Annotated in this window: 26 protein-coding genes and 1 tRNA gene; 11 read left to right on the top strand and 16 right to left on the bottom strand. The window is 73.3% G+C overall.

The annotated features are described in order from the left end of the window. Positions 1-491: transposase (locus G6R13_RS09535; protein ID WP_205521355.1), on the top strand; the 491-nt coding region annotated here is incomplete at its 5' end. Between the two features lie 170 nt (positions 492-661). On the opposite strand, the gene G6R13_RS09530 is transcribed toward G6R13_RS09535, so the two are convergent. Next, complete coding sequence (locus G6R13_RS09530; RefSeq protein WP_205521354.1) at positions 662-1882, bottom strand: hypothetical protein; 1221 nt, start codon at positions 1880-1882, stop codon at positions 662-664. Between the two features lie 71 nt (positions 1883-1953). After that, on the bottom strand, positions 1954-2121 hold the full coding sequence (locus G6R13_RS09525; RefSeq protein ID WP_204327552.1) for a type I restriction-modification system subunit M N-terminal domain-containing protein: 168 nt from the start codon (positions 2119-2121) through the stop codon (positions 1954-1956). Between the two features lie 259 nt (positions 2122-2380). Here G6R13_RS09525 and G6R13_RS09520 point away from each other — a divergent pair, with 259 nt between their 5' ends. After that, positions 2381-2608, top strand: a complete 228-nt coding sequence (locus tag G6R13_RS09520; protein WP_233569917.1) for a helix-turn-helix domain-containing protein — start codon at positions 2381-2383, stop codon at positions 2606-2608. A gap of 90 nt (positions 2609-2698) precedes the next feature. Here the strand turns inward: G6R13_RS09520 and G6R13_RS09515 are convergent, their stop codons facing one another. After that, positions 2699-3556 (bottom strand): transporter substrate-binding domain-containing protein, encoded by an 858-nt coding sequence (locus tag G6R13_RS09515; protein WP_163721516.1) that lies wholly within the window; start codon positions 3554-3556, stop codon positions 2699-2701. 159 nt (positions 3557-3715) lie between these two features. Between G6R13_RS09515 and G6R13_RS09510 the strand changes: the two genes are divergently transcribed. Further along, a complete protein-coding gene (locus tag G6R13_RS09510; RefSeq protein WP_163721514.1) occupies positions 3716-4543 on the top strand; it encodes a hypothetical protein in 828 nt (275 codons plus the stop codon). A gap of 8 nt (positions 4544-4551) precedes the next feature. On the opposite strand, the gene G6R13_RS09505 is transcribed toward G6R13_RS09510, so the two are convergent. Next, complete coding sequence (locus tag G6R13_RS09505; RefSeq protein ID WP_163721511.1) at positions 4552-4827, bottom strand: DUF1540 domain-containing protein; 276 nt, start codon at positions 4825-4827, stop codon at positions 4552-4554. Positions 4828-5154: 327 nt separating this feature from the next. Here G6R13_RS09505 and G6R13_RS09500 point away from each other — a divergent pair, with 327 nt between their 5' ends. Further along, positions 5155-5916 carry an OBAP family protein gene (locus G6R13_RS09500; protein ID WP_163721510.1) on the top strand — a complete coding sequence of 254 codons (762 nt, stop codon included), beginning with the start codon at positions 5155-5157 and terminating at the stop codon, positions 5914-5916. Positions 5917-6086: 170 nt separating this feature from the next. On the opposite strand, the gene G6R13_RS09495 is transcribed toward G6R13_RS09500, so the two are convergent. The 5 genes from G6R13_RS09495 to G6R13_RS09475 all read right to left on the bottom strand — a co-directional run bounded on the left by G6R13_RS09495 (position 6087) and on the right by G6R13_RS09475 (position 11832). After that, the gene (locus G6R13_RS09495) at positions 6087-7268 is read right to left on the bottom strand and encodes an FAD/NAD(P)-binding oxidoreductase (protein WP_115260561.1); all 1182 of its coding nucleotides are present in this window, start codon (positions 7266-7268) and stop codon (positions 6087-6089) included. Positions 7269-7380: 112 nt separating this feature from the next. Further along, a complete protein-coding gene (locus G6R13_RS09490) occupies positions 7381-8334 on the bottom strand; it encodes a WcbI family polysaccharide biosynthesis putative acetyltransferase (protein WP_163721508.1) in 954 nt (317 codons plus the stop codon). Between the two features lie 17 nt (positions 8335-8351). After that, positions 8352-9278, bottom strand: a complete 927-nt coding sequence (locus G6R13_RS09485) for a hypothetical protein (protein WP_163721506.1) — start codon at positions 9276-9278, stop codon at positions 8352-8354. Between the two features lie 65 nt (positions 9279-9343). Then, positions 9344-10723, bottom strand: coding sequence for a glycosyltransferase (locus G6R13_RS09480; protein ID WP_240335732.1), 1380 nt, complete (start codon positions 10721-10723; stop codon positions 9344-9346). Further along, positions 10720-11832 carry a glycosyltransferase family 4 protein gene (locus G6R13_RS09475; RefSeq protein ID WP_141843001.1) on the bottom strand — a complete coding sequence of 371 codons (1113 nt, stop codon included), beginning with the start codon at positions 11830-11832 and terminating at the stop codon, positions 10720-10722. Before G6R13_RS09475 ends, G6R13_RS09480 begins: the two co-directional genes overlap by 4 nt. Positions 11833-11998: 166 nt before the next feature. Between G6R13_RS09475 and G6R13_RS09470 the strand changes: the two genes are divergently transcribed. Then, on the top strand, positions 11999-14005 hold the full coding sequence (locus G6R13_RS09470) for a glycosyltransferase (RefSeq protein ID WP_141843003.1): 2007 nt from the start codon (positions 11999-12001) through the stop codon (positions 14003-14005). 28 nt (positions 14006-14033) lie between these two features. Here the strand turns inward: G6R13_RS09470 and G6R13_RS09465 are convergent, their stop codons facing one another. The 4 genes from G6R13_RS09465 to G6R13_RS09450 form a co-directional block, all read right to left on the bottom strand. Continuing rightward, complete coding sequence (locus tag G6R13_RS09465; RefSeq protein ID WP_036383224.1) at positions 14034-15125, bottom strand: glycosyl transferase; 1092 nt, start codon at positions 15123-15125, stop codon at positions 14034-14036. After that, the gene (locus G6R13_RS09460) at positions 15125-16252 is read right to left on the bottom strand and encodes a glycosyltransferase (RefSeq protein ID WP_036383226.1); all 1128 of its coding nucleotides are present in this window, start codon (positions 16250-16252) and stop codon (positions 15125-15127) included. The genes G6R13_RS09465 and G6R13_RS09460 overlap by 1 nt, the downstream gene beginning before the upstream one ends. A gap of 244 nt (positions 16253-16496) precedes the next feature. Continuing rightward, a tRNA-Ala gene (locus G6R13_RS09455) sits at positions 16497-16569 on the bottom strand. Positions 16570-16603: 34 nt separating this feature from the next. Then, on the bottom strand, positions 16604-17014 hold the full coding sequence (locus G6R13_RS09450) for a VanZ family protein (protein ID WP_163721502.1): 411 nt from the start codon (positions 17012-17014) through the stop codon (positions 16604-16606). Positions 17015-17418: 404 nt separating this feature from the next. On the opposite strand from G6R13_RS09450, the gene G6R13_RS12495 reads away from it, so the two are divergent. The 4 genes from G6R13_RS12495 to G6R13_RS09440 are packed head-to-tail and all read left to right on the top strand — an operon-like array spanning position 17419 to position 19190. Next, the gene (locus G6R13_RS12495) at positions 17419-17568 is read left to right on the top strand and encodes a hypothetical protein (RefSeq protein ID WP_346341361.1); all 150 of its coding nucleotides are present in this window, start codon (positions 17419-17421) and stop codon (positions 17566-17568) included. Beyond that, complete coding sequence (locus tag G6R13_RS09445) at positions 17568-18797, top strand: sodium:proline symporter (protein ID WP_346341360.1); 1230 nt, start codon at positions 17568-17570, stop codon at positions 18795-18797. The genes G6R13_RS12495 and G6R13_RS09445 overlap by 1 nt, the downstream gene beginning before the upstream one ends. Before the next feature lie 33 nt (positions 18798-18830). Further along, a complete protein-coding gene (locus tag G6R13_RS12345) occupies positions 18831-18959 on the top strand; it encodes a putative transporter small subunit (RefSeq protein WP_036383231.1) in 129 nt (42 codons plus the stop codon). Between the two features lie 21 nt (positions 18960-18980). After that, on the top strand, positions 18981-19190 hold the full coding sequence (locus G6R13_RS09440) for a DUF2871 family protein (protein WP_052007045.1): 210 nt from the start codon (positions 18981-18983) through the stop codon (positions 19188-19190). A gap of 32 nt (positions 19191-19222) precedes the next feature. On the opposite strand, the gene G6R13_RS09435 is transcribed toward G6R13_RS09440, so the two are convergent. From G6R13_RS09435 to G6R13_RS09425, 3 genes are read right to left on the bottom strand one after another with little or no spacing between them, the layout of a single operon-like run. After that, positions 19223-19918, bottom strand: coding sequence for an LUD domain-containing protein (locus G6R13_RS09435; RefSeq protein WP_036383235.1), 696 nt, complete (start codon positions 19916-19918; stop codon positions 19223-19225). Beyond that, positions 19915-21555 (bottom strand): LutB/LldF family L-lactate oxidation iron-sulfur protein, encoded by a 1641-nt coding sequence (locus G6R13_RS09430; RefSeq protein WP_036383237.1) that lies wholly within the window; start codon positions 21553-21555, stop codon positions 19915-19917. Before G6R13_RS09430 ends, G6R13_RS09435 begins: the two co-directional genes overlap by 4 nt. Next, the gene (locus tag G6R13_RS09425) at positions 21552-22415 is read right to left on the bottom strand and encodes a (Fe-S)-binding protein (protein ID WP_163721500.1); all 864 of its coding nucleotides are present in this window, start codon (positions 22413-22415) and stop codon (positions 21552-21554) included. The genes G6R13_RS09430 and G6R13_RS09425 overlap by 4 nt, the downstream gene beginning before the upstream one ends. 201 nt (positions 22416-22616) lie before the next feature. On the opposite strand from G6R13_RS09425, the gene G6R13_RS09420 reads away from it, so the two are divergent. Together G6R13_RS09420 and G6R13_RS09415 are read left to right on the top strand one after the other, a co-directional pair. Next, on the top strand, positions 22617-24278 hold the full coding sequence (locus G6R13_RS09420; RefSeq protein WP_036383244.1) for an L-lactate permease: 1662 nt from the start codon (positions 22617-22619) through the stop codon (positions 24276-24278). Between the two features lie 79 nt (positions 24279-24357). Then, a complete protein-coding gene (locus tag G6R13_RS09415) occupies positions 24358-25086 on the top strand; it encodes an FCD domain-containing protein (protein WP_163721498.1) in 729 nt (242 codons plus the stop codon).

Genomic DNA, 25086 nt, shown 5'->3' with positions numbered 1-25086 from the left:
GCCGCACCCATTACGCGGCGAACCTGATGGGCATCACCCCGAAGAACATGTGGCCGGCCGTGAAAGCCATGCTGCACTCGGTCTATGACCAGCCCGATGCGGCCAGCGTGCACGCGCAGTTCGACCGGCTCCTGGACTACGTGAGCGAGAAGCTGCCCACCGTGGCTGAGCACCTCGACGCCGCCCGGGCGGACATCCTGGCCTTCACCACGTTCCCGAAGGACGTCTGGACGCAGGTCTGGTCGAACAACCCGGCCGAGCGGCTCAACCGGGAGATCCGCCGTCGCACCGACGCGGTGGGCATCTTCCCCAACCGGGCGGCCATCGTCAGGCTAGTGGGTGCGGTGCTGGCCGAGCAGACCGATGAATGGGCCGAGGGTCGACGCTACCTCGGTCTCGAAGTCCTGGCCCGCTGCAGGCTCACCACCGTGACCAACACCGGAGACGAGGTGGACCCCGACACCGAACTCACCCTCGGCCTCAGCGCCTGACCCCCATGAAGGATCAGACCGCTACACCATCACGAGGGGCTTGACCGGTGCGCACGCGCGCGGTCTTCGGCGTTGGCGACGGCGAGCATCGGCTCCACCGGATCGCCTGAGGCGAGGGGCCGTCGTCGGGCCCGCCCGGTCGGGGCACTCCCGCGGCCCCCGTCTACCGATCAGTACTCGAGCTGCGCCATCCGGGACATCAAGGCGTTCTCGAGGTTGTGGGAGATCCCATGGATGTCGAGACCGTCCATGTCGATGAGATCGGCGGCGTCGAGGTGGATCACGCTCGTGTCCCGTGACGATCCGCCGGTGCTGGAGTAGCGCGTCACACAGATCTCCGCGCGAATCCTTTCGAGAATGGAGGCGCCGTCGTCATCCTCAGCCTCGCTGTCGATGGCCTGGAGTAGCTCGCCCCTCGTCAGACAGTCGCTCAGGTCCACCGCGATGCCGAACCACGCGCATGCGGTGACCTCCTGCTGACGCCACCAGTCATCGGGACGCTCCCCCTTGGGGTGGACTCTCATGACGCCTCCGCAGAAGTCGGGCGCGACGTCGTCCAGCTCCATGGCGTAGGGGAACCGGTGGAGGTTGAAGTACACCTCGGGGGCGTCCTGCCGGTCGGAAGCACTCAGGCACCACTGCGCGAGCTTGTCCTTCGCCAACTCTCGGAGCCACGAGAGGGGTGCGGAATAGGCGAGCGCTTCCTTCGGAACCCGGCGGCTCATGAGCAGCTCCTCCTGTGAGGGGGAGCAGGCAGGGACGAGCTCGTACGGGAGGTAGGTGACGGGGTGCTCGACACTCACCTCCACACCGTGCCGAGCCCGGGCCCCGAGCATGTTCAGCAGGAAGACCCCGACATGACGCCACGCTGCCGGCGGCAGGTCGAGATCCCGCAGCCGCACCAGCTCGTGGACATCACCGCCGGTCAAACCGTGGCTGCGCTTGCTGAAGTGGCTGACGGAGGCCTCCACGTACACCTTCGAGGCGAACTCATGCGACCCTCGCTCGAGCTGGGCGACGATCTCCCGTCGAGCCTCGTCGATGTCCTCCTCCTCGAAGACGGCGTAGGTCTCGGCGAGGGCGACGGCCCACACTTCCGACGGGTCGCCCTCGTCCTCGTCCCCCACGACGTAGTCGGCAATGCAGAAGGTCAGACCCGACGTCAGCTGGTGCGGCGTCCAGTCGAAGTCCTCGCTCGTCAGCACGAGGCGCGGGACGGCCGGCCGGCCCACTCGGTCATGCTGGGGCGTCATCAGGTCCTCGACCCACCTGGCCAGACGCGCCCGGGCGACGGCCCGAGCATCGTCCAGAGAGGCACGATCCATGGTGAACTCCGACTGCGCGGAAAACAGCTGACGTTGTTGCTGGAGATTCCACATGATTCTCCACACCCTTCTGATCTTCGGCCCATTTCACGCCGAGGGTGAGCATAGCCTGGCCCCGCCACGGGCGCCGAGAAGGGTCAGATGCGCAGAAGATTCCGACCCCGGTGCGGGGCCATGACCGCCTCCATGCGGCGCAGGATGGTGAGCGGAAGGACGAGCGTGCCGTACTGATTCGGCTTGAACACGCCCCGGAGCTGATCCGCGATCCCCCACACGAAGTTCGAGAGGTTCTGGGGAGAGGGCATGGTGGCGGAGCCTTTCGGAGCACGGCGGTGTGGCAGTCGGCCTCATTCTGGCACTGAAAAGTCGCACGCCTGATTCCTGAGAGCCGGGTTCCGAAGAATTCATCGGATGAGGAGGCCGGCACCTTTTCGACCGACCTCCGGAGGCTCGAATCCGAAGTCTTCTTCGGTTTCCCATGTCGACTCGTCACCGCAGCAGTCGAACGTCACCGATTCCGAAGAATCCTTCGGATTTCAGCTGCTCATCTGCCACGCTGGGGCCGTGGCCACCACACGCGCAGTCTCCTCCGCCGCGGCGCTGATGAAGATCAGCGACCGCGTCCGCGCCATGCGTAAAGAGCTCCTGCTGATCCAGCAGCAGCTCGCAGACCTGGCAGGAGTCTCGGATGCGACCGTCCGCCAGATCGAGCGCGGCACCGGCAAGAGCACCCTGAAGTCAGTGCTCTCCGTCATGGAGGTGCTCGGCCTCGAGCTCGAGGTCACCGGCTGACGACTCCCGCACTCGAGGACCTGAAGCGCGTCACCGCCACGGACGTCTACAAGGGCGGCGACCCAGCGGGGACGGGATCGCCCTTGCGGCTCAGTCCTCCAGGCTCAGCTCGACGTCCCCGACCCACGGCTCCGCGAATCCTTCGTACGTCCCGTCCTTGAGCGCGATGGCCAGCCACTGGTCCACGTAGTGCTTGAACACCTCGTCGCCCTGCGGGAGCATGTACCCCTTCTGGAAGTAGTCGAAGGGCTCGTCCGGGTTCGCGGCGCACAGCTCGGGGTACTCGTGGTCGATGTAGAGCACCTCGGAGCGGTCCGTGGTCATCACGTCCGCCTCGCCGGCCGCGAGAGCGTCGAACACCGTGAGGTTGTCGTGCGTCAGCAGCTCGCCCTGCGGGTAGTGCTCCCGGGCGAACTTCTCGTTGGTGCCGCCCTCGGGGAAGATCGACCGCACCCCCGGCTGGTTGATCTCCTCCACGGTGTCGTACTTCTCGACGTTCTCGCAGCGGGTGATCGGCGTCTTGCCGTCCTCCTGCGTCGGCACGGTGAAGTACACCTGCTCGGCGCGCTCCGGGTTCAGGGAGATGCCCCCGACGGCGACGTCGCACGCCCCCGACGTGTAGTCGTCCATGAGCGTCTTCCAGCTGGTCTTCACGAACTCCGGCTCCACGCCCATGGTCTCGGCGAGATCGCGGGCCATGTCCACGTCGATGCCCTTCCAGTCGCCGCTCTCGGTCTGCTCGGTGAAGGGCGGATAGTCACCGGTGGAGCAGACGCGCAACGTGCCGGCCTCCTTGATACGTGTGAGTGCGGAGTCGACGACGGTGGCGGTGGCAGGTTCCGATGAGCCGCCCGCATCCTGCGCCGTGCCGCAGGAGGTGAGGGTGAGCGCCAGGGCGACGCCGAAGGCCGCCGTCGTGAGTCGGTGGCGGGCAGGGCGGAAGGTCATGATCGGCTGACTCCCTCGACGACGGCATGTGAGGCCCATCACCGTAGTCCAGCCCCATGCGCCCCCACCACCCCGCGCGCGATAAATACACAACACTCGCCTTGCGTATCTCACTGAGGTGTGCCTTACTGGTTCTCGGACCCCGCCGGAAGGACCCCCATGGCCCACGCCTCCACGCACCCCGCCCATCCGCTGCCGCCCGTGGCGCCCCGTCGTCTGCTGCTGGCCCAGCGGCTGCTCCGCGGCGAGGGCTCCGTCGAGGTCACGGCCTTCCGCGCCGGCGAGACGCTCACGACGGCCGTCCACGGCGTGAGCGCGGACGGCCGCCTCGTGGTCGCCCACGTCCCCAACCTCCTCGGTTCGCTCGGCGCGTTTCACACGCCCGCGCCGCTGGACGTGCGCGTGGACGTCCTGCGCGACGCCCTGGACCTCACGGCCCCCACCCGCCTGGCGTCCGTGCATCTGCTCGGCACCCTGCGCTGGTGCCGGGACTCGGCCGAGGTAGCGGAGCTGGGGCTGCGAGGTCGCGCCGCGGACCTCGTGGCCGACGTCGGCCCGCGGGTGCGCGTGGGCGTCGTCGAGACCCAGCGGATCCTGTTGCACGACGTCGACGGCGTCGCCGTGTTCTGCCGCCACACCCTGCCGCTCACGTCGCGCGGACTGGTCGACCAGGCCGAGCTCGCAGACCTGGCGGACGACGTGCTGGGCACCGCCCCCGAGGTGCTCGCGGACCTGGCCGACGCCGTCGCCCTGGGCCTGCTGCCGGGCGAGAGCACCCCGTTGCAGGTCGACACCGAACCCCTGTCCGAGTCCCCCGCCCACGCCCTCGACGCGGACGAAGCCGGGGTGACCCTGCTGCGCGTCCGCGACGGCGAGACCACCGCGGTGCACGTGGCCCTGCCCGGTGCGGGTCGACTCGACCACAGCCCGCGGCACGCCTGGCGGCGACTGCTGGACGCGATCCCGGCGCGAGTCGCCCACCCCTGAGGGCGGCGTCAGTCGATCGTGTAGGTGGCGCAGGTGGCCACGTCCGTGACCTCGATGCCCTCGGCGGTGCAGGCGAGGTCGGCGTTGTACGTGCACTCGAGGCGGTGGCACGCACCGACGGTCGAGGTGCCCTCGGTCACCGGGCGGCGGACGTCCAGCTGGACGAAGGTGCCGCAGCCGGGCGTGCGGTCGGAGCCGGCGACGGTGATGGCCAGAGCGTTGCAGGACGTCTCGGCGTTGAAGGCGCAGGCACTGGCGGCGCAGGTGCGGACGGCGGTGGTCATGGAGTGATCCTCCCGGTTCGGGCCCGCCCCGGACTGGGACGGTGCTGCTGGAATCGAGATTACTCCGGCCTACGAATAACACAAGAGGGGTGAGCCTTAGTCGATAGACGATTAGCGCAAATGAATTTTGCGCATTGTCGCGTGCCGTATGGACCGACGTCGTGCCCGCCGGCCGCCCGGAATCTTCTGCATCTCTGGCCCTTCTGGCGACCACGCGCCCACTCAGAAGGGTCAGATGCGCAGACGATCCGCCGTCCCCGCCTCCTGAGCAGCCCCGGCAGCTCCACCACCCTGGCCGAGTCCGCCCCGCGCTCCTAGCGTGGGGCCATGAGCACCCATCGCCTGTCCTCCACCGCCCTCGCGTTCGCCACCGGACTGGGCACCGCGGCCGCTGTCACCGCAGCCCGCAAGATCGCCCTCATGGCCGCCGTCGGGAAGGGCCACCCGCTCAAGCACCGCCTCCTGGACGCGGCATCCGGCCTGGTCCAGCCGAAGTACCCCATGGGCGCGATGAGCACCTATCTCAACGGACTGCACTTCTACGCCGACGACCTCGGCCGACAGGTCGAAGCCAGCCACTTCTGCATCCACCTGCGCCACGACCTGCACCAGTGCGTGATCTTCGACCGCAACGCGCCGGACGCACGGCTGATCGGCATCGAGTACATCATCAGCGAGGAGCGGTTCCGCAGCCTCCCCGACGAGGAGCGACGCCTGTGGCACAGCCACCACTACGAGGTGAGCTCCGGCGCCCTCACGGCCCCCGGGGTGCCCGAGCTGGCCGAGCACAGTTACTTCGAAGACCTCATCCACACCTACGGGAAGACGTTCCACACCTGGCAGTACGACCGGGACGACTTCCCGTACGGCATCCCCCAGCTGATGATGGGCCTCACCGGCGACGGCCAGGTGGACGAGGCCCTCCTGCGTGCCCGGGACGAGCGCGTGGGCGTGGACACCGCGGCCAAGCGGCGCAACCGCGCGGACATCCCGGTCCCGGACGTGGTGCCGGGGGCGAACAGCTGGGAGCGCGGGCGGGTCGTGCAGACCACGCTCGAGGAGCGCCCGGTGCGGGGCCGCGACGACTGAGGCCGGCGTCGTCGGCAGGGCGCCGTTTCCCGAACGACAGCGGTGCGACACGCCGCCGTTTCCCGAACGAAAACGCTCGGCGGGCCGGCGCCGTCATCCGGATCGGGCGGGGGCGCCCCGCGAGGGACAGTACGTCCGCCGCACGGGTCGCGGCAGCGAGAACGCTGGGCTCAGACCTTGCCCTTGAGCAGTCGGTGCCAGTAGATCCGGGGCTGGCCGAACCGGTCGAAGGCCGCCGTGCTCTTCCGCGGCTTCGTCAGGTCCACGCCGGGGATCGACCGGTCCTCGGAGCCGTCGCGGACGTGCTCGTCCAGGACCAGCTCGTCCCGGCTGACCATCACGGGGATCACTGTGTAGCCGTCGTACTTCTGGAGCGGCTTCCCCGCGTCCGCGGCCTGGATGTTCTGGGTCAGGATCTTGACCTGCCGGCGCAGGGCTCCGCCGGAGGGCCGTGTGCCCAGGGCGGCGGCGTCGCCCAGCGCCCACACGTGCGGGTGCACGGGATGCCGCAGGGTCGCGGGATCCGCGGCCGCCAGGCCGGCCTCGCCGTCGTCCGCCAGGCCTGCCTCGGCGATGAACTCCGGGGCCCGCACCACGGGCGTGATGTACGCGGCCGCGACGTCGGTGATCCGCTCACCGGTGTTGAGCACCACCTCGCGGGCCTCGTGGTCCACGGCGTTCACCTCCGCGCCGGCGTGCACGTGGACACCGTACCTCGCCACGGCCTCGGCCAGAGCGGGGTCGATGGTCTGCCGGTCCAGGATCCGGCCGTACGGGGTCACCAGGTGGACATCTACGTCCGGCAGGATCCCCTTGCGCTCCCACGCCGCGCAGGCCAGGAACAGCGCCTTGAGCACGGTGCCGCCGCACGAGGAGGGCTCAGCCGGCACATTCGCCACCACACGGTCCCCCGCGGCCACACGCGACAGCAGGGCCCGGGCGGCGTCCACGTGCTCGGGCACGTGCGCACTCGCCGCCCATCCGGCGGCGTAGGCCTCACGCAGCCCGTCGATCGCACCCCACCACGGGGTCAGCCCCGGGCAGAGCACGAGGTGGCGGAAGCCCACGGTCAGCCCGGTGGTCGTCACCGCGGTCCGTTCCTCGGCGTCCACGGCCACGACGTGGTCCGGGATCCATTCGACCCCGTCCGGGATGACGGCCCGCATCGGCCTTTCGAACCGGGCCATGTCCGCCTGCCCGCCCGCCGCGTAGTTCAGCATCGGCCGGTAGCGGTGCAGCTGGTGGCCGTCGGCGATGGCGACCCGACCCTGCCGCTTCCGCCGCAGTGCGGCGGCCAAGGACACGCCGGCGTTGCCGCCACCGACGATCAGGATGTCGTACTGCTCGGTCACGTGGTCCTCCGTGGGGTGACGGGGTCAAAGGAACGGTACGACCGCCCCCGCAGACGTGCTCCGCGGCAGACGGGACGTGCCGCCCATCCTCCACTGGGGGCCGGAGCTGGCGCTAGCCCGTAAGGCCCAGCAGCCGCAGCTGGTCGGCGTACTTGCGCATCCCGACCTCCACGGCCTGCGGGTTCTGTGCGTACCAGTCCAGGTGGGTCTGTCGCAGCTGCTCGGCCGGGACGGTCTGTCCGGCCACGGTCCAGTCCTCGGTCGGCTCGGCGTCGAGGTCGAGGGCCTCGACCACGGCCGCCTCGAGGGGCGCGCGCACCCCGCCGAGGAGCACGCGGGAGGCGGGCACGGGCTGGACGGCGACGTCGCCCGGCAGGTGCTCGGCCGCGCGCTCGGCCACGCGGGTCAGCAGCGTGTTGGTCGGGTGGTTCACGGTGTAGAAGCCGACGCCCCGCTCCGCCGCCACGAGGTCCGCCATGGACAGCGTCCCCTTCGCCTCCTCCCGCGCCCGCAGCGCCTGCACGGACGCGGCCGCGGCCTCGCGGATCGCCACCGGCGCCACCTCCCGACGACGGCCCGTCGCCGCCTCAGCCAGCACGCGCAGATCGTGGTACGGCACGACGGGCGGGTCCTCCCCCGGCCGCTCGGCCGCCCCGGGCGCGAACTTCCAGTTGCGGAGGGTGACCTGCCAGGGGAAGCGCGAGACGTCGTACACCACGGGGATCCGCACCACGGCGGCGTCCTCGGGCAGCCGGGCCACGAGCTGGTCCGTGCCGATGGGCATGCCCCGGTAGTCGTGCGGGATCGGCTGGGTGACGAGCGCCTTCACGCGGGGCAGCAGCCGCTCCAGGTGCTCGACCTCGTCCGGCTGGACCTCGAAGGCGGGCGGCACGCGGACGCTCACCAGGTCCGCCCCGTGCAGCGGTGTGCCGGGCTCCCCGCCGAGGAGCCGCCGATACGACTCGCCCTGGCAGTTGCCCCACACCAGCAGCAGGTCGCCCTCGGGCAGGTCCTCGAGCCCGTAGAAGTGCCCGTAGTGCCGACGTCGTCCCTCGTCTTCGTGCACGCCTGCGTCCTCTCTCCTCAGCCGTCCTCGCGACGGATCCAGTCGACGCCCGTCTTCCCGAACCACCAGGCCAGGAACGCGCAGAGCGCCGCGATGCCCATGCCCACGGTGGCGTCCGAGCCGCGCCCGTCCCCCAGGTACTCCATGATCACCGAGATGCTCGCCACGAAGAACAGTGCGGCACCCAGCGCGATCCCCACCATGGCCGTGCCCGCGAGCTTCCACCCCACGCCGCCCTTGCGCGCGGCCGGTGCCGCGGACGCCGGGACGGGTGCCGGCGCCGGCGGCGCCCACCGGTGCGCGCCCGCCGGCGACACGGACGGCTCCGTGCCGTGGCGCCGGCGCAGGGACTCCGGGATGATCGGCTCGTCCGGGGTGGGCGGGGCTGCCTCGCTCCACAGCCGGCGCACGGTGCCCCACCCGCTCTGACGCGCGAGCGCCAGCACCACCTCGGCGGTCCGCACGGCCTCGGACCCGGCGCCGGCCGGGTGTCCGCCGTCGGGGATGCCGAGGGCCTGGGCCGCGGTCGCGATCCGGGGCGGGGCGACGTCCGGGCGGAGACGGCCCACCAGGGCCAGCGCGTCGCGCCACTCGTGCTCCTGCGGCGTCCCGCCGGTCGCACGGGTGGCCGCCTCGTAGGCGCCCCGGTCCCGGTCCGCCCCGGACGCCACGAACGGCAGGTGCTCCCCCAGCAGGTCGAGCTGGGCGGCCACCTCGGGCCACTCCGGCGCGTCGGCGACGGCGGCCTCGTCCACCCCGTGCAGCTGAGTGTGCAGGCGGGAGAACGACGTCGGCCCGGTCGGCGGGCGCACGGGCCACCGTTCGGCGGCGACGATCTCGCCGCCGCGCACGAGGGCCATGTCCACGGCGCACACGGACGCCGGGTCGGCCCCCGCGGTGTGGATCTCCACGGCCACGAAGTCCAGCTCGTCCAGCTCGTTCATCGGTCCTCCCGTGTTCCGTCCTGTCCGCGATTGTGCCAGCCCCGCCCCGCAGGGCACCGGCCCACTCAGCCCCAGCCGCCCCACCACGCCTCGAGGTCCGGCACGGCGGCCACGGGCGCCCAGTCCAGTCGAGAGGCGGGCACCCGCCACACCCGCACCGTCCCGCCCCGCCGGCGCCGCCACCGCGCCCGCGCGCACGTCAGCACGGCGAGCACGTCGCGCTCGGCCCGCTCGCCCGGCTCGCCCAGCACCTCCACGCGCTCGACGCCGGCCCGTTCCAGGCGCAGCAGCCACGCCGCGACGGCGTCCGCGTCAGGCCGGGCTCCGGCCGCGGCGGGCCGCAGCGGCACGCGCACGTCCACGGACCAGTCGGGCACCGACCGCACGGCGTCGAGGTCGCCGCGCGCCGGCGTCGGCGGCAGGTCCTCGGCCGCCGCCGCGCCGCCGTCGGGCTCGCCCAGCAGCCGCACGCGGGGGTCGCCGAGCGCCCGCGCCGCCGCCTCGTCGAGGCCGCCCACGACGCCGACCCGCGCCCCCGGTGCCGCGCGCAGCACGGCGTCCACCGCCACCACGGCCGCCGCCGCGCCGTCTGTGCCCTCCGGCACACGCACGCGCGCCTCGACCCGCAGCGGGCCGGCCAGGGAGAGGCCGTGACCGCGGGCCGTCGTCGCGGGGATGCGGGAGGCCAGCACGAGCGCCTCGCGGGCCTTCACCCGGTCGGCCTCGGCGGCGTCGCCGCGTCCGCCGAAGTCGGCGCCGGCCTGCCACGCCACCGCGTCCGGCGCGTGGCGCAGGGCCGCCCCCACGCGCCACAGCCGGTGCGCCAGCTCCCAGTCCTCCCCGCCGTAGCCCACGAAGGCGGGGTCGAAGCCGCCGGCGTCCTCGTAGACCTCGCGCGCCACCGTGAGCACGGCCGAGATGACGTACCGGTAGCCGGTGGAGTCGGCGCGGCGCAGGTCGTCCGTGGCGCGGTACCCCTCGCGCAGCCAGGCCGGCTCGGCCAGGCGGGCGTCCGCGGGCACCTCGTCCCCGGGTCGCCAGCCCTCCGCCCAGGCCCGCTCCAGCCAGGCCTCGGCCAGGTGCCGCCGCCGGCCCACCACCGCGGCGTCCCGGGGCGCCTCGGCCACCGCCGCCACGGCCGCGGCGAGGTACCCCGGCTCGGGGAGCATGTCCCCGTCGAGGAAGGCGAGCACGTCGCCGTCGGCCGCCTCCGCCCCGAGCGCCCGGGCCGCCGAGGCGCGGAACCCGCGGTCCTGCTGGCGCACGGTCACCACGTCGAACGGCAGGCCCGGGTCCACCCGGGGCGGGACGGGCGAGCCGTCGTCGGCCACCACGAGCTGCAGCCCGCCGGTCGGGCCGCGCTGGGCCGCGAGCGCGGCCATGAGCCGGTCGAGGTCCGCCTGGGCCCGGTAGTAGGGCACCACCACGGAGACGGCGGCGCTCACGTCCACCTGTGCACGCGGCGGAGCACGTCGAAGAGCATCCGCGCGCAGTCCTCGGCCCCGGGCGAGAGGTCCACGGCGGGGTCGAGCCACGTGCGCTCGGGGTCCTCGACCGCCTCGGCGATCGCCTCGGCCATCGCGAAGGCCGGCGACCCGTTCGGGTGCACGAGCCGCAGGGTGCCCGGGCGCAGGCGCTCCATCTCCTCCGTGTAGCGGCCGGCGGAGGCGATGGGCCGCCGCCCCACCGAGGTCCACGCCGCCAGGGACCCGGACGCGGACACGTTGCGGTGCGCCGCGAACGGGATGCCCGCCGAGAGCAGGGCCGCGTCCGCGAACTCGTCCGGCACGAACCCGGTGACGCGGAACTCCAGGCCGCGCGCCTCGGCGTCGCGGGTCAGCTCCGCCACGAGGCCGTCATGCCCGATGCTGACGGGTCCGAGCGCCGTCAGCCGGCGCGGCGCCCCGGAGTCCGGGCCCCACTGGCGGTGCAGCTCGGTGAGGGCCTCCAGGGCGAGGGCGTGCCCCTTGCCCGGGTAGACGAAGCCGAAGAGCACGAGGTCCTGGTCGAGGCCGGCCATGTTCTCCGGCACCACCGGTTCGGCATGGGCGGCCGCGGCCCGGCGGTCCTCCACGGGCAGCGGGACCACGTCCGCGGCCACGTCCACGAGGTCCGCCAGCAGCGCCCGTTCGTGCTGGGAGGAGACCACGACGCCGGCCACCGCCTGGGCGAGCCGCGCGTACGCCTCGCCGCGGCGGCGGTAGCGGCCGTCGCCCTCGGCGGGCTGCGGGATGTCGTGCAGGGTGAGCGTGGTGCCCGCGGGCAGGACGTCGACGAGCAGGTCCGCGGCGGCGGTCGCGGTGGGGCCGAACAGTGCGTCCGTGACGTCCAGGTGCACGGCGGCGCCCAGCGCCCGCGCCTCCTCCAGCAGGGGCACGAGGCCCCGGAACGCCGCGACGTCCTCCGCCCTGAACAGCTCCACCTCGGCGCCCACCCTCCGGAGGGCGGCGGCGATCTGCCGGCCATGGCGCACCACGCCGTGCTCCGGCGCGCCCACGGTCACGTACAGCACACGCCCCTGCGGCTGCGAGTCCACGTCCACGATCCCCTTCACCTGCGGCGGCGCTCCTCGACGCGGCGGCGCGCCGGAACGGACAGGATGCCGCTGCTCCGATTCTCCGATCCTGCCCTGACAGACTAGATTCCGCGACCCCCGACCCGGGACGGGGACACGCCGCCCGCGCGGCATCGCATCCCCCAAGGTCAGGAGGCCCTCCCCCGTGAGCATCACCGTCCAGCACGTGCCCGCGCAGCACCCGTACACCCGCGCGATCCGCCCCCTCGACCCGGGCGCCGCGCCGGACGTGGAGTTCCTGCCGGACCCGCCGGTGCCGGGCGCGCCCGCGCACCAGTGGTGGCCGCCCCGGGCCCTGCACGCGGAGTGGCTGGCCGAGCACCGCCCGGACGTGCTGCACGTGCACTTCGGCTTCGAGCACTTCAGCCCCGCCCAGCTGGCCGCCGCCCTGGACGCGCAGCACGCGCACGGGGGCGCCGTCGTCGTGACCGTGCACGACCTCGAGAACCCGCACCTGACGGACCAGGGCCCCCACCGGGACCGCCTGGCCGTGCTGCTGGGCCGCGCGGACGCCGTGCTCACGCTCACCCCCGGCGCCGCGGCGACCCTCGCCCGCGACTACGGCGTGCGCGCCCTCGTGGTCCCCCACCCGCACATCGTCCCGCTCGAGGACCTCGTGGCGCAGGGCGACGACGACGCCCCCGGCGCGGAGCCCGGCCTGCTGCCCCCCGACGCGTCCGACGACGGCGACGGCGCGGCCGCCCCCGCCCGCCTGCTGGTGCACGCCAAGGACCTGCGGGCCCAGGTGGCCCCGGTGGCGCTGCTGCCGGTGCTCGCCGCGGCCGTCGCGACGCTGGCCGACCGCGGCCTCGACGCGCGGGTGACCGTGGAGGTCCAGGACACCGTGCAGGACGAGGACGCCCTGGCCGCGCTGCGCGCGGGCTGCGCCCACCACGGCTTCGAGCTGTGGCAGCACGACCGGTTCGACGACCCCGCCCTGCACGCGCTGCTGCGCGACGTGGACGTGTCCGTGCTGCCGTACCGCATCGGCACCCACTCGGGCTGGGTCGAGATGTGCCGGGACCTGGGGGTGCCGGTCGCCGTCGCGGACATCGGGCACATCGCGGACCAGTCCGGCGCCTGGTTGACCCCCGACTCGCTCGCCGCGTTCGACCCGGAGGATCCCGACTCCCTCGCCGACGCGCTCGAGACGCTGGTGCGCGCCCGCGCGCGCACGGCCCCCGCCGATCCCGCCGCCCGGGCCCGGCAGCGCCGTCGCGTGGCGGCCGCCCACGTGGCGGTCTACCGCGAGGCCCTCGCCCGGGCGCGCGGGGCGCTGCCGGGCGTGTCCGTGCTGGTCATCACGGGGCACCGGGACGAGCACCTGGCCCGCGCGATCGCCGGGCTGGAGCGCTCTCACCGCCGCCCGGACCAGGTCGTTGTGGTGTTCATGGGCCAGCCGGACGGGCGCGTCCCGGCCACGGACCTGCCCGTCACCGTGGGGCACGTGGCCGCCGAGGCCGGCCTGCCGCTGGCGCAGGCCCGCAACCGCGCGGCCGAGCTCGCCACCGGCGAGATCCTCGTCTTCCTCGACGTGGACTGCATCCCGGCGGCCGAGACCGTCGGCGTGCTGGCCACCGAGGTCGCGGCCCACCCCGGGTCCGTGGTGATGGGCCGGCCCCGCTACCTGCGGCCGGGCTGGACCCGCGACGTCGGGGAGGCGGACCTGACCTCGCACCGCGCCGACGCCCTGCTGCGCCGCCTCTCCGTGCCCCACCGGGCGCGCGCGCACCTGACCGCCGGGCCCTCGGACGAGTGGCACCTCGTGTGGACGCTGATCCTGGCGCTGCGGCGCGCGGACCTGGCCCGCATCGGCGGTTTCGACGCGGGCTTCACCGGCTACGGCGCCGAGGACACGGACCTGGCCTTCCGCGCCCGCGCCGCCGGCCTGACGCTGCGGTTCAGCCCCGCCGAGGCGTTCCACCAGCACCACGGCGTGATGACCCCGCCGCTGCACCACCTCGAGGACATCCTGGTCAACGCCCGCCGCTTCCGGCAGGTGCACGGCCGATGGGCCATGGAGGGGTGGCTGCGCGCGTTCGCGGACGCGGGGCTGATCGCGTGGGACCCCGCCGGCGAGCGGCTCGAGCTGCTGCGTCACCCCACGGAGGCGGAGCTGACGGCCGCCCGCCGCGACGACGCCGCGTACTGAGGGGCGAGGCGCCGGGGGCGATCGGGGCTCAGCCCAGGGCGCCCTCGATCGCCGCCTCCCAGCGCCGCCGGTACTCGTCCGGCGCCACGAGCAGCAGGCCCGCGAGCCGGTCGGCGGCGGCCGGGTCCGCGAGGGCGCCGCACACCGCGCCGGCCCAGTCGGCGTCCGGGTCCTCCCACGCGCACCACGGCACGCCCGCGGCCCGGTGGATCTCGCGGACGAACACGCGCTGCTCGTCGAACGGCCGCGGCTCGGGGGCGAGCACCACGGGGCGGCCGGAGCGGGCGGCGTCCACCACGGCGTTGTGCCCGGCCGAGACCACCACGACGTCGGCGTCCGCGGCCCGGCGGGCCGGCGCCTGGACCCAGCCGTGCAGCGTCACGGTGGCGGGCATCGCCTCCGCCGCGAGCCCGCCCGGCGCCTCCGGCTCGCCCACCCCGGCGATCGGGCCGTACACCTCCCACGTCGCCTCCGGCACGGCGGACGCCGCCCGGGCCAGGTCCGCGGCCCGCACCCCGCCGCCGCCCGTCCCGGCGATCACGGCGACGCGCGGGGCGACGCCGGCGGACGACGTCGTCGTGGCGCGGGTGCCGAGCCGGCCGGTGACGTCCGCGACCCCGAGGTAGGTGACCCGGCCGACGTGGGCGGCGCGCCAGGCGGGGACCTCGAGCTCGGCGGCGTAGTGGGCGAAGAGGCCGTCGGCCTCGGCGTAGACGAGGGCGTGCGCGGGGTCGGTGCGCTCGCCGTGCATGCGGCGGTGCAGCACGGGCCAGCCCGCCAGGCGCAGGAACAGGGCGGCCTCCACGGACACGTCCACCACGCACACGTCCGGGTCCACCCGCCGCGCCGCCGCGTGGAGGGCGTCGAAGCGCGCCCGGATCTCGGGCCCCACAGGGGACCAGTGCAGGGGCGAGCGGGCCGGCTGCTCGTGGCCGGGCACGAGGTCCGAGGGCAGCGGGATGACGGGGACGTCCGCGGGCAGCAGTTCGGCCGCCCGCGGGTGGGCGGTCACGACCGTCACGTCGAACGCCCCGGTCGACGCCAGGCCGGCGGCGTGCCGCAGGTGCCCCGCCCCGTGCTGGTGGGCGTAGTAGAGGACCCGTCTGCGGGCCGGGCCCATCAGAGGGACTCCAAGTCTGCCGCCTCGGCGGACGGGCGCGGGGCCTCCTGGGGGTCGCACCCGTACGCGTCCTCGGCGGCGGCGAGATCGCGGGCGTCCTCGGCGGCCTGCTCGAGCAGGTCCACGTAGCCCTCCACCATGGTCTCCGCGCTGAACCGGCAGGCCCACGCACGCACGCGTCCCCGGTCCTTGCGGCGGGCGTGGCGGATGGAGACCGCGAGCTCCTGCGCCGTGTGGTGCACGGCCAGCGCGCCGGCCTGCGGGGCGACGATCTCCCCCATCGCGCCGCTGAGCAGCGCGGCCACCGGCACGCCGAGCGCCATGGCCTCGACCACGGCGAGCCCGAACGGCTCGGCCCACAGGGGCGTGGCCAGGAAGACCTCGCCCGTGGCGAGCATGTGCGGCAGCGCGTGATGGTCGAGGTGGCCGTGGTAGACGGTGTCCGGGCCGAGCCGCGGCACGACCTCCCGGGCGTGGTACTCCTCGTCCGAGATCGGCCCGGCGAAGTGCAGCTCCATGCCCGCGATCCGGGCGGCGTCGATCGCCACGTGCAGGCCCTTCTCCGCCGTGATCCGGCCCGACCACACGGCGCGGCCGCGCACGGGGACGGCGTCGGAGACCCACTGGTGCAGCTCGATCCCGTTGGACACCACGTCCACCCGCGGCAGCCGGTGCTGCCAGGCCAGCGCGTTCGACGCGGACACCGAGGCCCACCGATGGTGGTCGGGGGCCGTCCAGCCCGGGGCGTCGACGACGGCCAGCACCTCCGCCAGCGTGGCCGGCGTGTGCAGGACGGTGACCATGGGGCGGGCGCGCAGCAGCTCGAGCGGCGCCGGGGAGAGGGAGTTGTTCAGGACGGCGTCGGAGTCGTCGTCGAGGATCAGCGCGCAGGCCCGGCGGGCGGCCGCCTCGCGCACGCGGGTGCCCGCGCGGCCCGGGCCGGCGCCCTCCGCGGGCAGCACGGCGACGACGTCGCCCGGCAGCCGGGTGCCCTCCCGCGCGTAGACGGTGACGTCGTGGCCCCGGCGCACGAGGTGCTCCACGGTCATGGCCGTGTGCATCTCCAGCCCGCCCTCGTAGGGCGAACGGATGGGGTGGAGCATGTGGGTGAGCACGCTGATGCGCATCGGCGTCCCCTTCCCGGCCCGGGCCGGGCCGAACGGCCCCGTGCGGGGCGGCAGAAGCGCGACTGACCTGCGGTGACACGACCGCATCACGTCCGCGCTGACGTACCCCGGCACTGTAGACACCCGGGGGGTCCCCCCGAAAGCGCCGGGCCCCCTCCCGGGTGAGGGCGGGGCAGGCGCGCACGTCCCCGTCACGAGAAAGTCCCGGCCCGCGACCTCGAGGATCGCGGACCGGGACGGTCCGTGGAGCTAAGGGGAATTGAACCCCTGACCTTTTCATTGCGAACGAAACGCTCTACCAACTGAGCTATAGCCCCAGGTCATGCCCTCCCGCGGGAGCGCACCGGACCATCATACGCCCGACGCCCCCGATCCTCCAATCCGGCCGCGCCACGCGGCGACCACGCCGAGCACCACACCCGCCAGATCCGCGACGACATCCACCGGGTCCCCCGTCCGCAGCGGCACCCACGCGTGCTGCACGAGCTCGCTCACCGGCGCGTGCACCGCGAACGGCAGCGCCCACCACGCGCTCCGCCCTCGCCCCACGGCGAGGAACGCGGGCAGCGCGAACACGGCCACGTGGATCGCCTTGTCCAGCCCCGGCACGGCGAACCCGGCCTCCGGCACCTGCTCGCCCGGCAGGTACAGCACCACCAGCTGCACCACGACGGCGACGGCCAGCGCCGCCGCCAGGGCGCGGCACCGTCGTCGGGAAGCGGGGGCGGAGGGGGCGGCCGGGGAACCGGAGGGAACGGTCATCCGCCCATTCTGTCCGGCTTCCGTGCCGGGCGCTCCTGATCCCGACCTCACTGAAAAGGCTCTATGTTTTTGCCATTTCTGCGCCGACCATGTGATGCTCAACCCATCCAGGCGGGCTCGTCCCGCCGGGATGCCGGTGTTGACAGCGCCGCCCAGGGCCGAGGGACCGCGATGGCTTGAGCAGAGAGCTCGCCGATCATGGACTCGGGACCCGGCGGGATGCCCTCCACCTCCCCGGCCCCCTGGCCGCGACGTGATCGGTACGCCACCTTCCGCCCTGCGGAGCCGTGCCCCGGCCGGACCGCGCCGGGAGACCGGGACGTCCGTCGTCACTCGTGCGAAAGGCAGTTCGATGCCGCCCTCCCAGGATGCAGCGTCCCTGACCCAAGCTCGGCGTGATCGGGGTGATCCTGCTCGTCGTGCTGTTCTACGCCGGGACAATGATCATGCCCGTGGCCATCTCCAAGAAGAGGGAGAACGCCGACGCCTCCGTGACCGCCGGCTACAGTACGGCGTCTCCGGCCCCCTCCACTAGGGCCTCTGGGGCGCCCTGATGATCCTGTTCATCTACCCGTTCGGCCGCCACATCCGCGCGGTCGCTCCGCGCGCCCACACCCTCGCCGAGGTCATGTACGCCCGGCACGGCCGCTCGTCGCAGCTCATGCTGGCCGGCTCCAACGTGCTCGGCGCGACCGTCATCATCACCCCCGCCGTGTTCTTCGCCGCCGGCGGCCCGGACATGTTCCAGGCCGGCGTCGAGGCTGGCCACGTCACGGCCCAGCAGCAGAGCTTCTTCTCCTCTGAGGCGTTCATGAACCCGAGTGCGCCGTACATCGCCGCCGTGCTGGCCTACGCGATCGGCAACCAGACCATCGCCCAGCGCCTCTTCGCCGTGCGTGAGGACCTCATCAAGCCCACCTTCGTCACGGCCACCCTCGGCTACGGCGGCACCGTGATCGGCGTCGGCATGCTCGGCGTCATGGCGCTCTACCTGGGCGTCGAGCCGCTCGACGGCGACGTCAACAACCTCCTGCCGCAGATGGTCGCCGACCACCTGCCGCTGGCGCTCGTGGCCCTGGCGTTCCTGATGATCATCGGCTCGCTGTCCTCCACCGCCGACTCGGACCTGTCCGCCCTCTCCTCGATCGTGATGACGGACGTCTACGGCCAGTCGGTCGGCCGCCAGAACGCCGACCCGAAGACCATGCTGCTGATCGGCCGCATCACCATGATCGTGGCGACGGCGGCGGCCCTGTACTTCGCCACCGCCAAGTTCGACATCCTCGACCTGCTGGTCTTCGTGGGCGCCCTGTGGGGCTGCCTCGTGTTCCCCGTGATCGCGTCCTTCTACTGGGGCAGGATCACCAACGTCGCGTTCACGGCGTCCGTGCTCGCCGCGCTGGCCGTGTTCCTGCCTGTGCGCTTCGAGTGGATCCCGCTCGAGGGAGCCTGGGCGTTCGTGGTGGAGACCCTCGCGATCCTCGGCGTGGGCGTCGTGCTGGGCATCATGTGCTTCGACTTCTTCGGCCTGCGTCCGGCGGTCGTGGTCGGCGCGATCGCCTCGGTCGTGATGCTGTTCCTCGGCTACGGCTTCCTGCGGGACTACGCCACCCTCACGGGCTCGCTCGTGGCCTTCGCCGTGTCCTTCCTCGTCTGCTGGGGGTTGTCCGTCCGCTCCGGCCGGGACTTCGACTTCGACCGGATCGCGCACGTGACCGGCGACTTCGACCCCGCGACCGACGACCTGCCGCAGGTCGAACGCGCCTCGGCCCCCGCGTCCTGATCCCCCGTCCCCCGACTCGCAAGGAGCATCCGCATGACCGTCGGTCTGACCCTGTACGTCCTGATGTGGCCCGTCCTCGTGCTGGCCGTCCTCGTCTCGATCGCCCGCGGCTTCGTCGCCGACTGGGCCGCGGCCCGCCGCGAGGGCCGCTCGATCATCTGAGGCATCCGCCGGGGGCGGCCCGTGACCCTGGCGGTCCTCGCCCTCGACGCGGTCGTCCGCCTGACCCCCGCCGAGACCTCGGCAGCCATCCCGGGCATCGCCGGGCTCGGCCACATGCTCATGACCGCCGGTCTCGCGCTGCTGTTCGTCGCCCTGTACGGCGGCGTACGGGAGCGTCAGGACCGCCTCGAGACGGGCCGCGCCGGCGGCGCCGTCGTCGAAGGGGCCTGACCCGCTCGATCCCCTGCCCGACCGCGCCCGCGTCAGCCAGCGCGGTCGAGCAGGATCACGTCCAGGCGACGCGGCCCGTGCACGCCTTCGACGCGCTCGAGCTCGATGTCGCTCGTGGCCGAGGGCCCGGAGATCATGGTGATCGGCGCCGTCGCCTCCACGCGGGCCAGCGCCTCCGGGAAGAGCTCCACCACGGAGTCCAGCGGCACGATGCACACGTGGTGGTCCGGGACCAGGGTGATCGCCCGGCGGCCCTCGTCCGGGCGGCCGCTGAGGAAGATCGTCCCGGTCTCCGCGCAGGAGACCGTCGAGGACGTCACCACCGCGTCCACCTCGTTCAGCGCGTCCACGCTGAGGGGCTCGCGCTCGCCGTCGTGGGCGCCGCGGACCGCGGCCCGCTCCCCCGTGTGGCCCACCGCGGGCTCCGTGATGCGCTCCCGGCCGGCCCCGCGCGAGTCCGCGGGGAGCCAGTCGGGCTCCAGGCCGGCCGGCACCACGTACCGGGCGTCCGGGCCGAGCAGCTCGGCGATGGCCGCGGCCACCGTCTCCTCGGTCTCATCCCGCACGGAGGCCCGGTAGTCGATCAGCCGATCGCGCAGCATCTCCACCACCTCGGCCCGGTCCCGGGAGGAGGTCCGCCGGTAGGTGCGCTGCACCGGGTCCGCGACCGGGCCGTCCGCCGTCGCCTCGCGGATGCGCCGCAGGATCTCGGCCTTCGCCTCGCTCATCGTCCGTCCTCCTCGACGTGCTCGTCCTCCTGGCGGTCCAGCCCCGCGACGCCGTCCAGGGCGGTCCGGTGCTCGGTCTCATCCTTGTGGCGGGCCCACCAGTTGCGGAAGGACTCCCGCGGGGGCGCCGGCACGTCACGCTCGTCGGTCCACCCGCCGGCGATGCCCGGCAGCCAGCCGAGCACCCGGTCCGGCCCGGCCGCGACCCGGCCCAGCCCCAGGCCCCGCTCGGCCAGCGACATGCGCCGACCCGAGGACATCACCACGGAGGCGCCCTTCATCGCCACGTCCATCTGCGAGGGCGTGACGGACTCCACCGCCGTCTTGGCGCGGGCCAGGGGGCCGCCGGCGGCGTCCTCCTCCGTGCGCAGCGCCTTCCGGGCGGCGTGGGTGGCCTGCACGTCCTCGTCCCGGAGGTGGATGAGGATCGAGGGGATGTCGATGGCCACGGGGCACACGTCGTAGCAGGCGCCGCACAGCGTGGAGGCGTAGGGCAGGGTGCCGTTCTCCCCCGCGTCCACACCGGTGAGCTGCGGGGAGAGGATCGCGCCGATCGGGCCCGGGTAGACCGAGCCGTAGGCGTGGCCGCCGGTCTGCTCGTACACGGGGCACACGTTCATGCACGCCGAGCAGCGGATGCAGTGCAGCGCAGAACGGCCCTTCGGGTCGGACAGCACCGCGGAGCGGCCGTTGTCCAGCAGGACCAGGTGGAACTCCTGGGGACCGTCGCCCTCGGTGACGCCCGTCCACATGGAGGTGTACGGGTTCATCCGCTCGCCCGTGGACGAGCGCGGCAGCAGCTGCAGGAACACCTCGAGGTCCTCGAAGGTGGGCACGAGCTTCTCGATGCCCATCACGGTGATCAGCGTCTCCGGCAGGGTCAGGCACATGCGGCCGTTGCCCTCCGACTCGACGACGGCCAGCGTGCCCGTCTCGGCGACGCCGAAGTTCGCCCCGGAGATCGCCACCTTCGTGCTCAGGAACTTCTCGCGCAGGTGTCGGCGTGCGGCCTCGGCCAGGTCGGCCGGCTCGGAGGTGAGGCTCTCGTCCGTCTCCGGCATCTCCCGGAGGAAGATGTCCCGGATCTCCCGGCGGTTGCGGTGGATCGCCGGGACGAGGATGTGGCTGGGCCGGTCGTGGCCGAGCTGGACGATGAGCTCGGCCAGGTCCGTCTCGACGGCGGCCACACCGGCATGCTCGAGCGCGGCGTCCAGGCCGATCTCCTGGGTGGCCATGGACTTGACCTTGATCACCTCGTCCACGCCCTTGGCGGTGACGAGCTCCGTGATGATGCGGTTGGCCTCGGACGCGTCCCGGGCCCAGTGCACGACGCCGCCGCGCGCGGTGACCTCGGACTCGAGCCGCTCGAGGAGCGCGGGCAGGTCCGCCATGACGGACTGCTTCAGCGCGGAGCCGGCGGCGCGCAGCTCCTGCCAGTCCGGCAGCTCCTCGACGACGCCGGCACGCTTGGCACGGATGGTGTGGGTGGCCCGGCGGATGTTGGCGCGCATCTGGCCGTTCTTCAGCTGCTCGCGGGCAGACTCGGGGAACGGGGTGTTCAGCAGGATCTCGCCCTCGCCGTGGACGGGGCGGACGGTGGGCATTCCCAGGCGCACGCGGGTGGGTGCGGTGCTCATCGGCGGGCCTCCTGAACACGGGCGGAGGGTCCGCGGCGGGCGCCGGCGGACGCGGGGATGGACAGTTCGACGGGGCCGTCAACGTCGAGCGGGTTCTCCCGGGTGGCCGCGAGGATCTCGGCGAGGTGCACGGTGCGCAGCGGGCGGCCGTCCTGACCGCGCGCCTCTCGACGGTGCATGGCCCCGTCCAGGTGGAGCAGGCAGGAGGCGTCGCCGCCCGTGCAGAGGGAGGCGCCGGACGCGGTGACCTTCTCAATCTTCTCCTCCGCGATGGCGGCGGAGACATCCGGGTTCTTCAGGGCGAAGGTGCCGCCGAAGCCGCAGCACTCCTCGGCGTCCGGCAGGGGGCGCAGGTCGATGTCCGCCACGGTGCGCAGCAAGTCCTCCTGGCGCGAGCCCAGGCGCAGCAGGCGCATGCCGTGGCAGGAGGGGTGGTAGGTCACGGTGTGCGGGAACCAGGAGCCGAGCTGGGCTCCGGCGTCCGTCACGCCGAGGACGTCCGTGAGCAGCTGGGACAGCTCGAGGGTGCGGGAGGCGACGACCTCGGCGTCGCGGGCCAGACCCTCGTCCCCGCAGGAGCGGGCGACGTCCGGCTGCTGGTGGCCGAGCGAGGCCACGCAGGAGCCGGAGGGGGCGACGGCGAGGTCGTAGTCGGCCTCCATGAAGGTGCGGACATGGTTGCGCACCACGGGCAGGGCGTCCTCCACGTACCCGCTGTTGACGTGCATCTGCGAGCAGCAGCCCTGGCCAGGCGGGAAGACCACCTCATGCCCGAGTCTTTCGAGGATGCGGACGGTGGCGAGGGCCACCTTGGGGTACATCGCGTCCACGATGCACGTGGCGAACAGGGCGATTCTCATGCCGGTCTCCGTTCCGGACGGGGCGCCTGGGGCGCCGTGCGGTGCGGCAGCACACGGGTGCCGTAGTGGTCAGACCATATCATGCCAGCCGCTTGCGAGGTGACCGCCCTCACAGTATGCTCCTTGGTCTGACCACAGTGGTCCGACCATCACCGGCCCGACCGGATCCCGCCCAGTCCCCTCGCCCACCGGGAGACCCCCGTGCACACCTTCACCCCCACCCCCGATGCCGCCGGCAGCGTCGCGCTCTCCGCCGCGCTCGGCGTCCTGCCCCTGCTGACGTTCTTCGCCACCCTCCTCGGTCTGCGCCTCAAGGCCTGGCAGTCGGGGCTCGCCGCGCTCGTGGTGGCCCTGCTCGTGGCCGTGCTGGGCTTCCACATGCCGGCCCACCTGGCGGCGCTGGCCGCCGCCCAGGGAGCGACCTTCGGCCTGTTCCCGATCGTCTGGATCGTCGTGATGGCGCTGTGGTTCTACCAGGTCACCGTGCTCTCCGGGCGATTCGACGACATGCGCGCGATCTTCGACTCGCTCGGCGGCGGAGACATCCGCATCCAGGCCGTGCTCATCGCGTTCTGCTTCGGCGGCCTGCTCGAGGCCCTCGCCGGCTTCGGCGCCCCCGTGGCCATCACGGCCACCATGGTGCTCGGCCTGGGCGTGCCCCCGCTGCGGGCGGCCACCGCCGTGCTGCTGGCGAACACCGCGCCCGTGGCCTTCGGCGCCGTGGGCACCCCCATCACCACCGCCGGCACGCTCACCGGCATCCCCGCCACGCACATCGGCGCGATCGTCGGCCACCAGGCCCCGTTCGTGGCCGTGATCGTGCCGTTCCTGCTCGTGTTCATCATCGACGGGCTGCGCGGCGTGCGGCAGACGTGGCCGGCGCTGATCGTGATCGGCGCGAGCTTCGCCGTCGCCATCTGGCTGGCCTCGACCTACTTCTCCTACGAGCTCACCGACGTCGTGGCCTCCCTGGTCTCCCTCGCCGCCGCCGTCCTGCTGCTGCGCTTCTGGCGGCCGCGCGGCGCCGAGGAGGCCCGCCAGCGCCTCGACGCCCCCGCCCGCTCGGCGGCGCAGGACCTCACCCCCGGCCGGATCTTCATGGCCGTGCTGCCCTACATCGTGGTCGTGGCCGTGTTCGCCCTGGCCAAGCTGGCCCCCCCGATCACCGCGGCCCTGAACTCCGTCACCGCGAAGATCCCGTGGCCCGGGCTCGACGGGCACCTCGTCGACGCCTCCGGCGCGCCCCTGGCGAGCACCGTGTACAAGTTCGAGTGGCTGGCCTCCCCCGGCACGCTGCTGCTGATCGCCGGCCTGATCATGGCCGTGGTCTACTCCCGGTTCGACCACGACGGCCGGTTCCCGCTCTCGGTGGGGAACGCGATCGCCGAGATCGGCCGCTGCTTCGCCCGCATGCGCTGGTCCGCCCTGACGATCGTGATCGTGCTCTCGCTGGCCTACGTCATGAACTTCTCGGGCCAGACGGTCGCCATGGGCACGTGGGTGGCCGGCCTGGGCACGGCCTTCGTGTTCCTGTCCCCCGTGCTCGGCTGGCTCGGCACCGCCGTGACCGGCTCGGACACCTCCGCTAACGCGCTGTTCTCCACCCTGCAGCAGACCGCCGCCACGAACATCGGCGCCGATCCGGCCCTGCTGGTGGCCGCCAACACCTCCGGCGGCGTCGTGGGCAAGATGATCTCCCCGCAGTCCCTGGCGATCGCCGCGACGGCGGTCGGCATGGAGGGCCGGGAGTCCGAGATCCTGCGCCGCGTGGTGGTGTGGTCGCTCTTGCTCCTGCTGGCGGTGTGCACGCTCGTGTACCTGCAGTCCAACGTGCTGGCATGGATGCTGCCGGCGGCGGGCTGACCACCTGCACCACCCGAGCGGGGCGGTGTCCGTCGGTAGGATGGACGGTCGCCGCCCCGCCCCCTCGGAAGGTCTGTCCATGACCGCTGGCCCCGCCTACACCGTCGTGCTCGACTGGCTCGAGGCCGAGCTGCGCTCCGGCGCCGTGGTCGTGGGGGACAAGCTGCCCGGCGAACGCACCCTGGCCGAGCGCTTCGGCATCTCCCGGGCGTCGGTGCGGGAGGCCACCCGGATGCTCGAGGCCATGGGCCTGATCCGTGCCAGCGCCGGCTCCGGGCCGAACTCGGGGGCCGTCGTCGTCTCCGAGCCGTCCGCGGCGCTGGGCTGGGCGCTGCGCCTGCACATCGCCACCCGGGCCCTGCCGATGGCCGACGTCGTCGCCGCGCGCGTGCTCCTCGAGACCGATGCGGCGCAGGCGGCCGCCGCCACCTCCGGCGACCCCGAGAGCGTCGCCGTCCTGGCCGAGGTGGAAACCCTGCTGGACCGGATGGACGACCCCGCGCTGCCGGAAGAGGACTTCCACCTGCTCGACACCGAGTTCCACGTGCGGCTGGCCACCCTGGGCGGGAACGTCGTGACGGCGATGATGCTGGACTCCCTGCGCCAGGCGACCATCGGCTACGTGACCGAGACCGTGGCCGGGCTGTCCGACTGGCCCGCCGTCCGCGCCGGCCTGCAGGCCGACCATCGGCGGATCCTCGCCGCCTCCGCCGCCGGGGACGGCCGGGCGGCCGCGCAGGAGCTGCGGGAGCACGTCCTCGGCTTCGCCGCCCTCGCTCAGACCGGCAGGGTGCCCGCCGGCGGCTGA

Origin of the sequence: Micrococcus sp. Alg238-R198 (assembly GCF_900537135.1) — a bacterium.
Taxonomy (GTDB): Bacteria; Actinomycetota; Actinomycetes; order Actinomycetales; family Micrococcaceae; genus Micrococcus; species Micrococcus luteus.
This window is presented reverse-complemented; position numbering and strand designations above follow the sequence as displayed.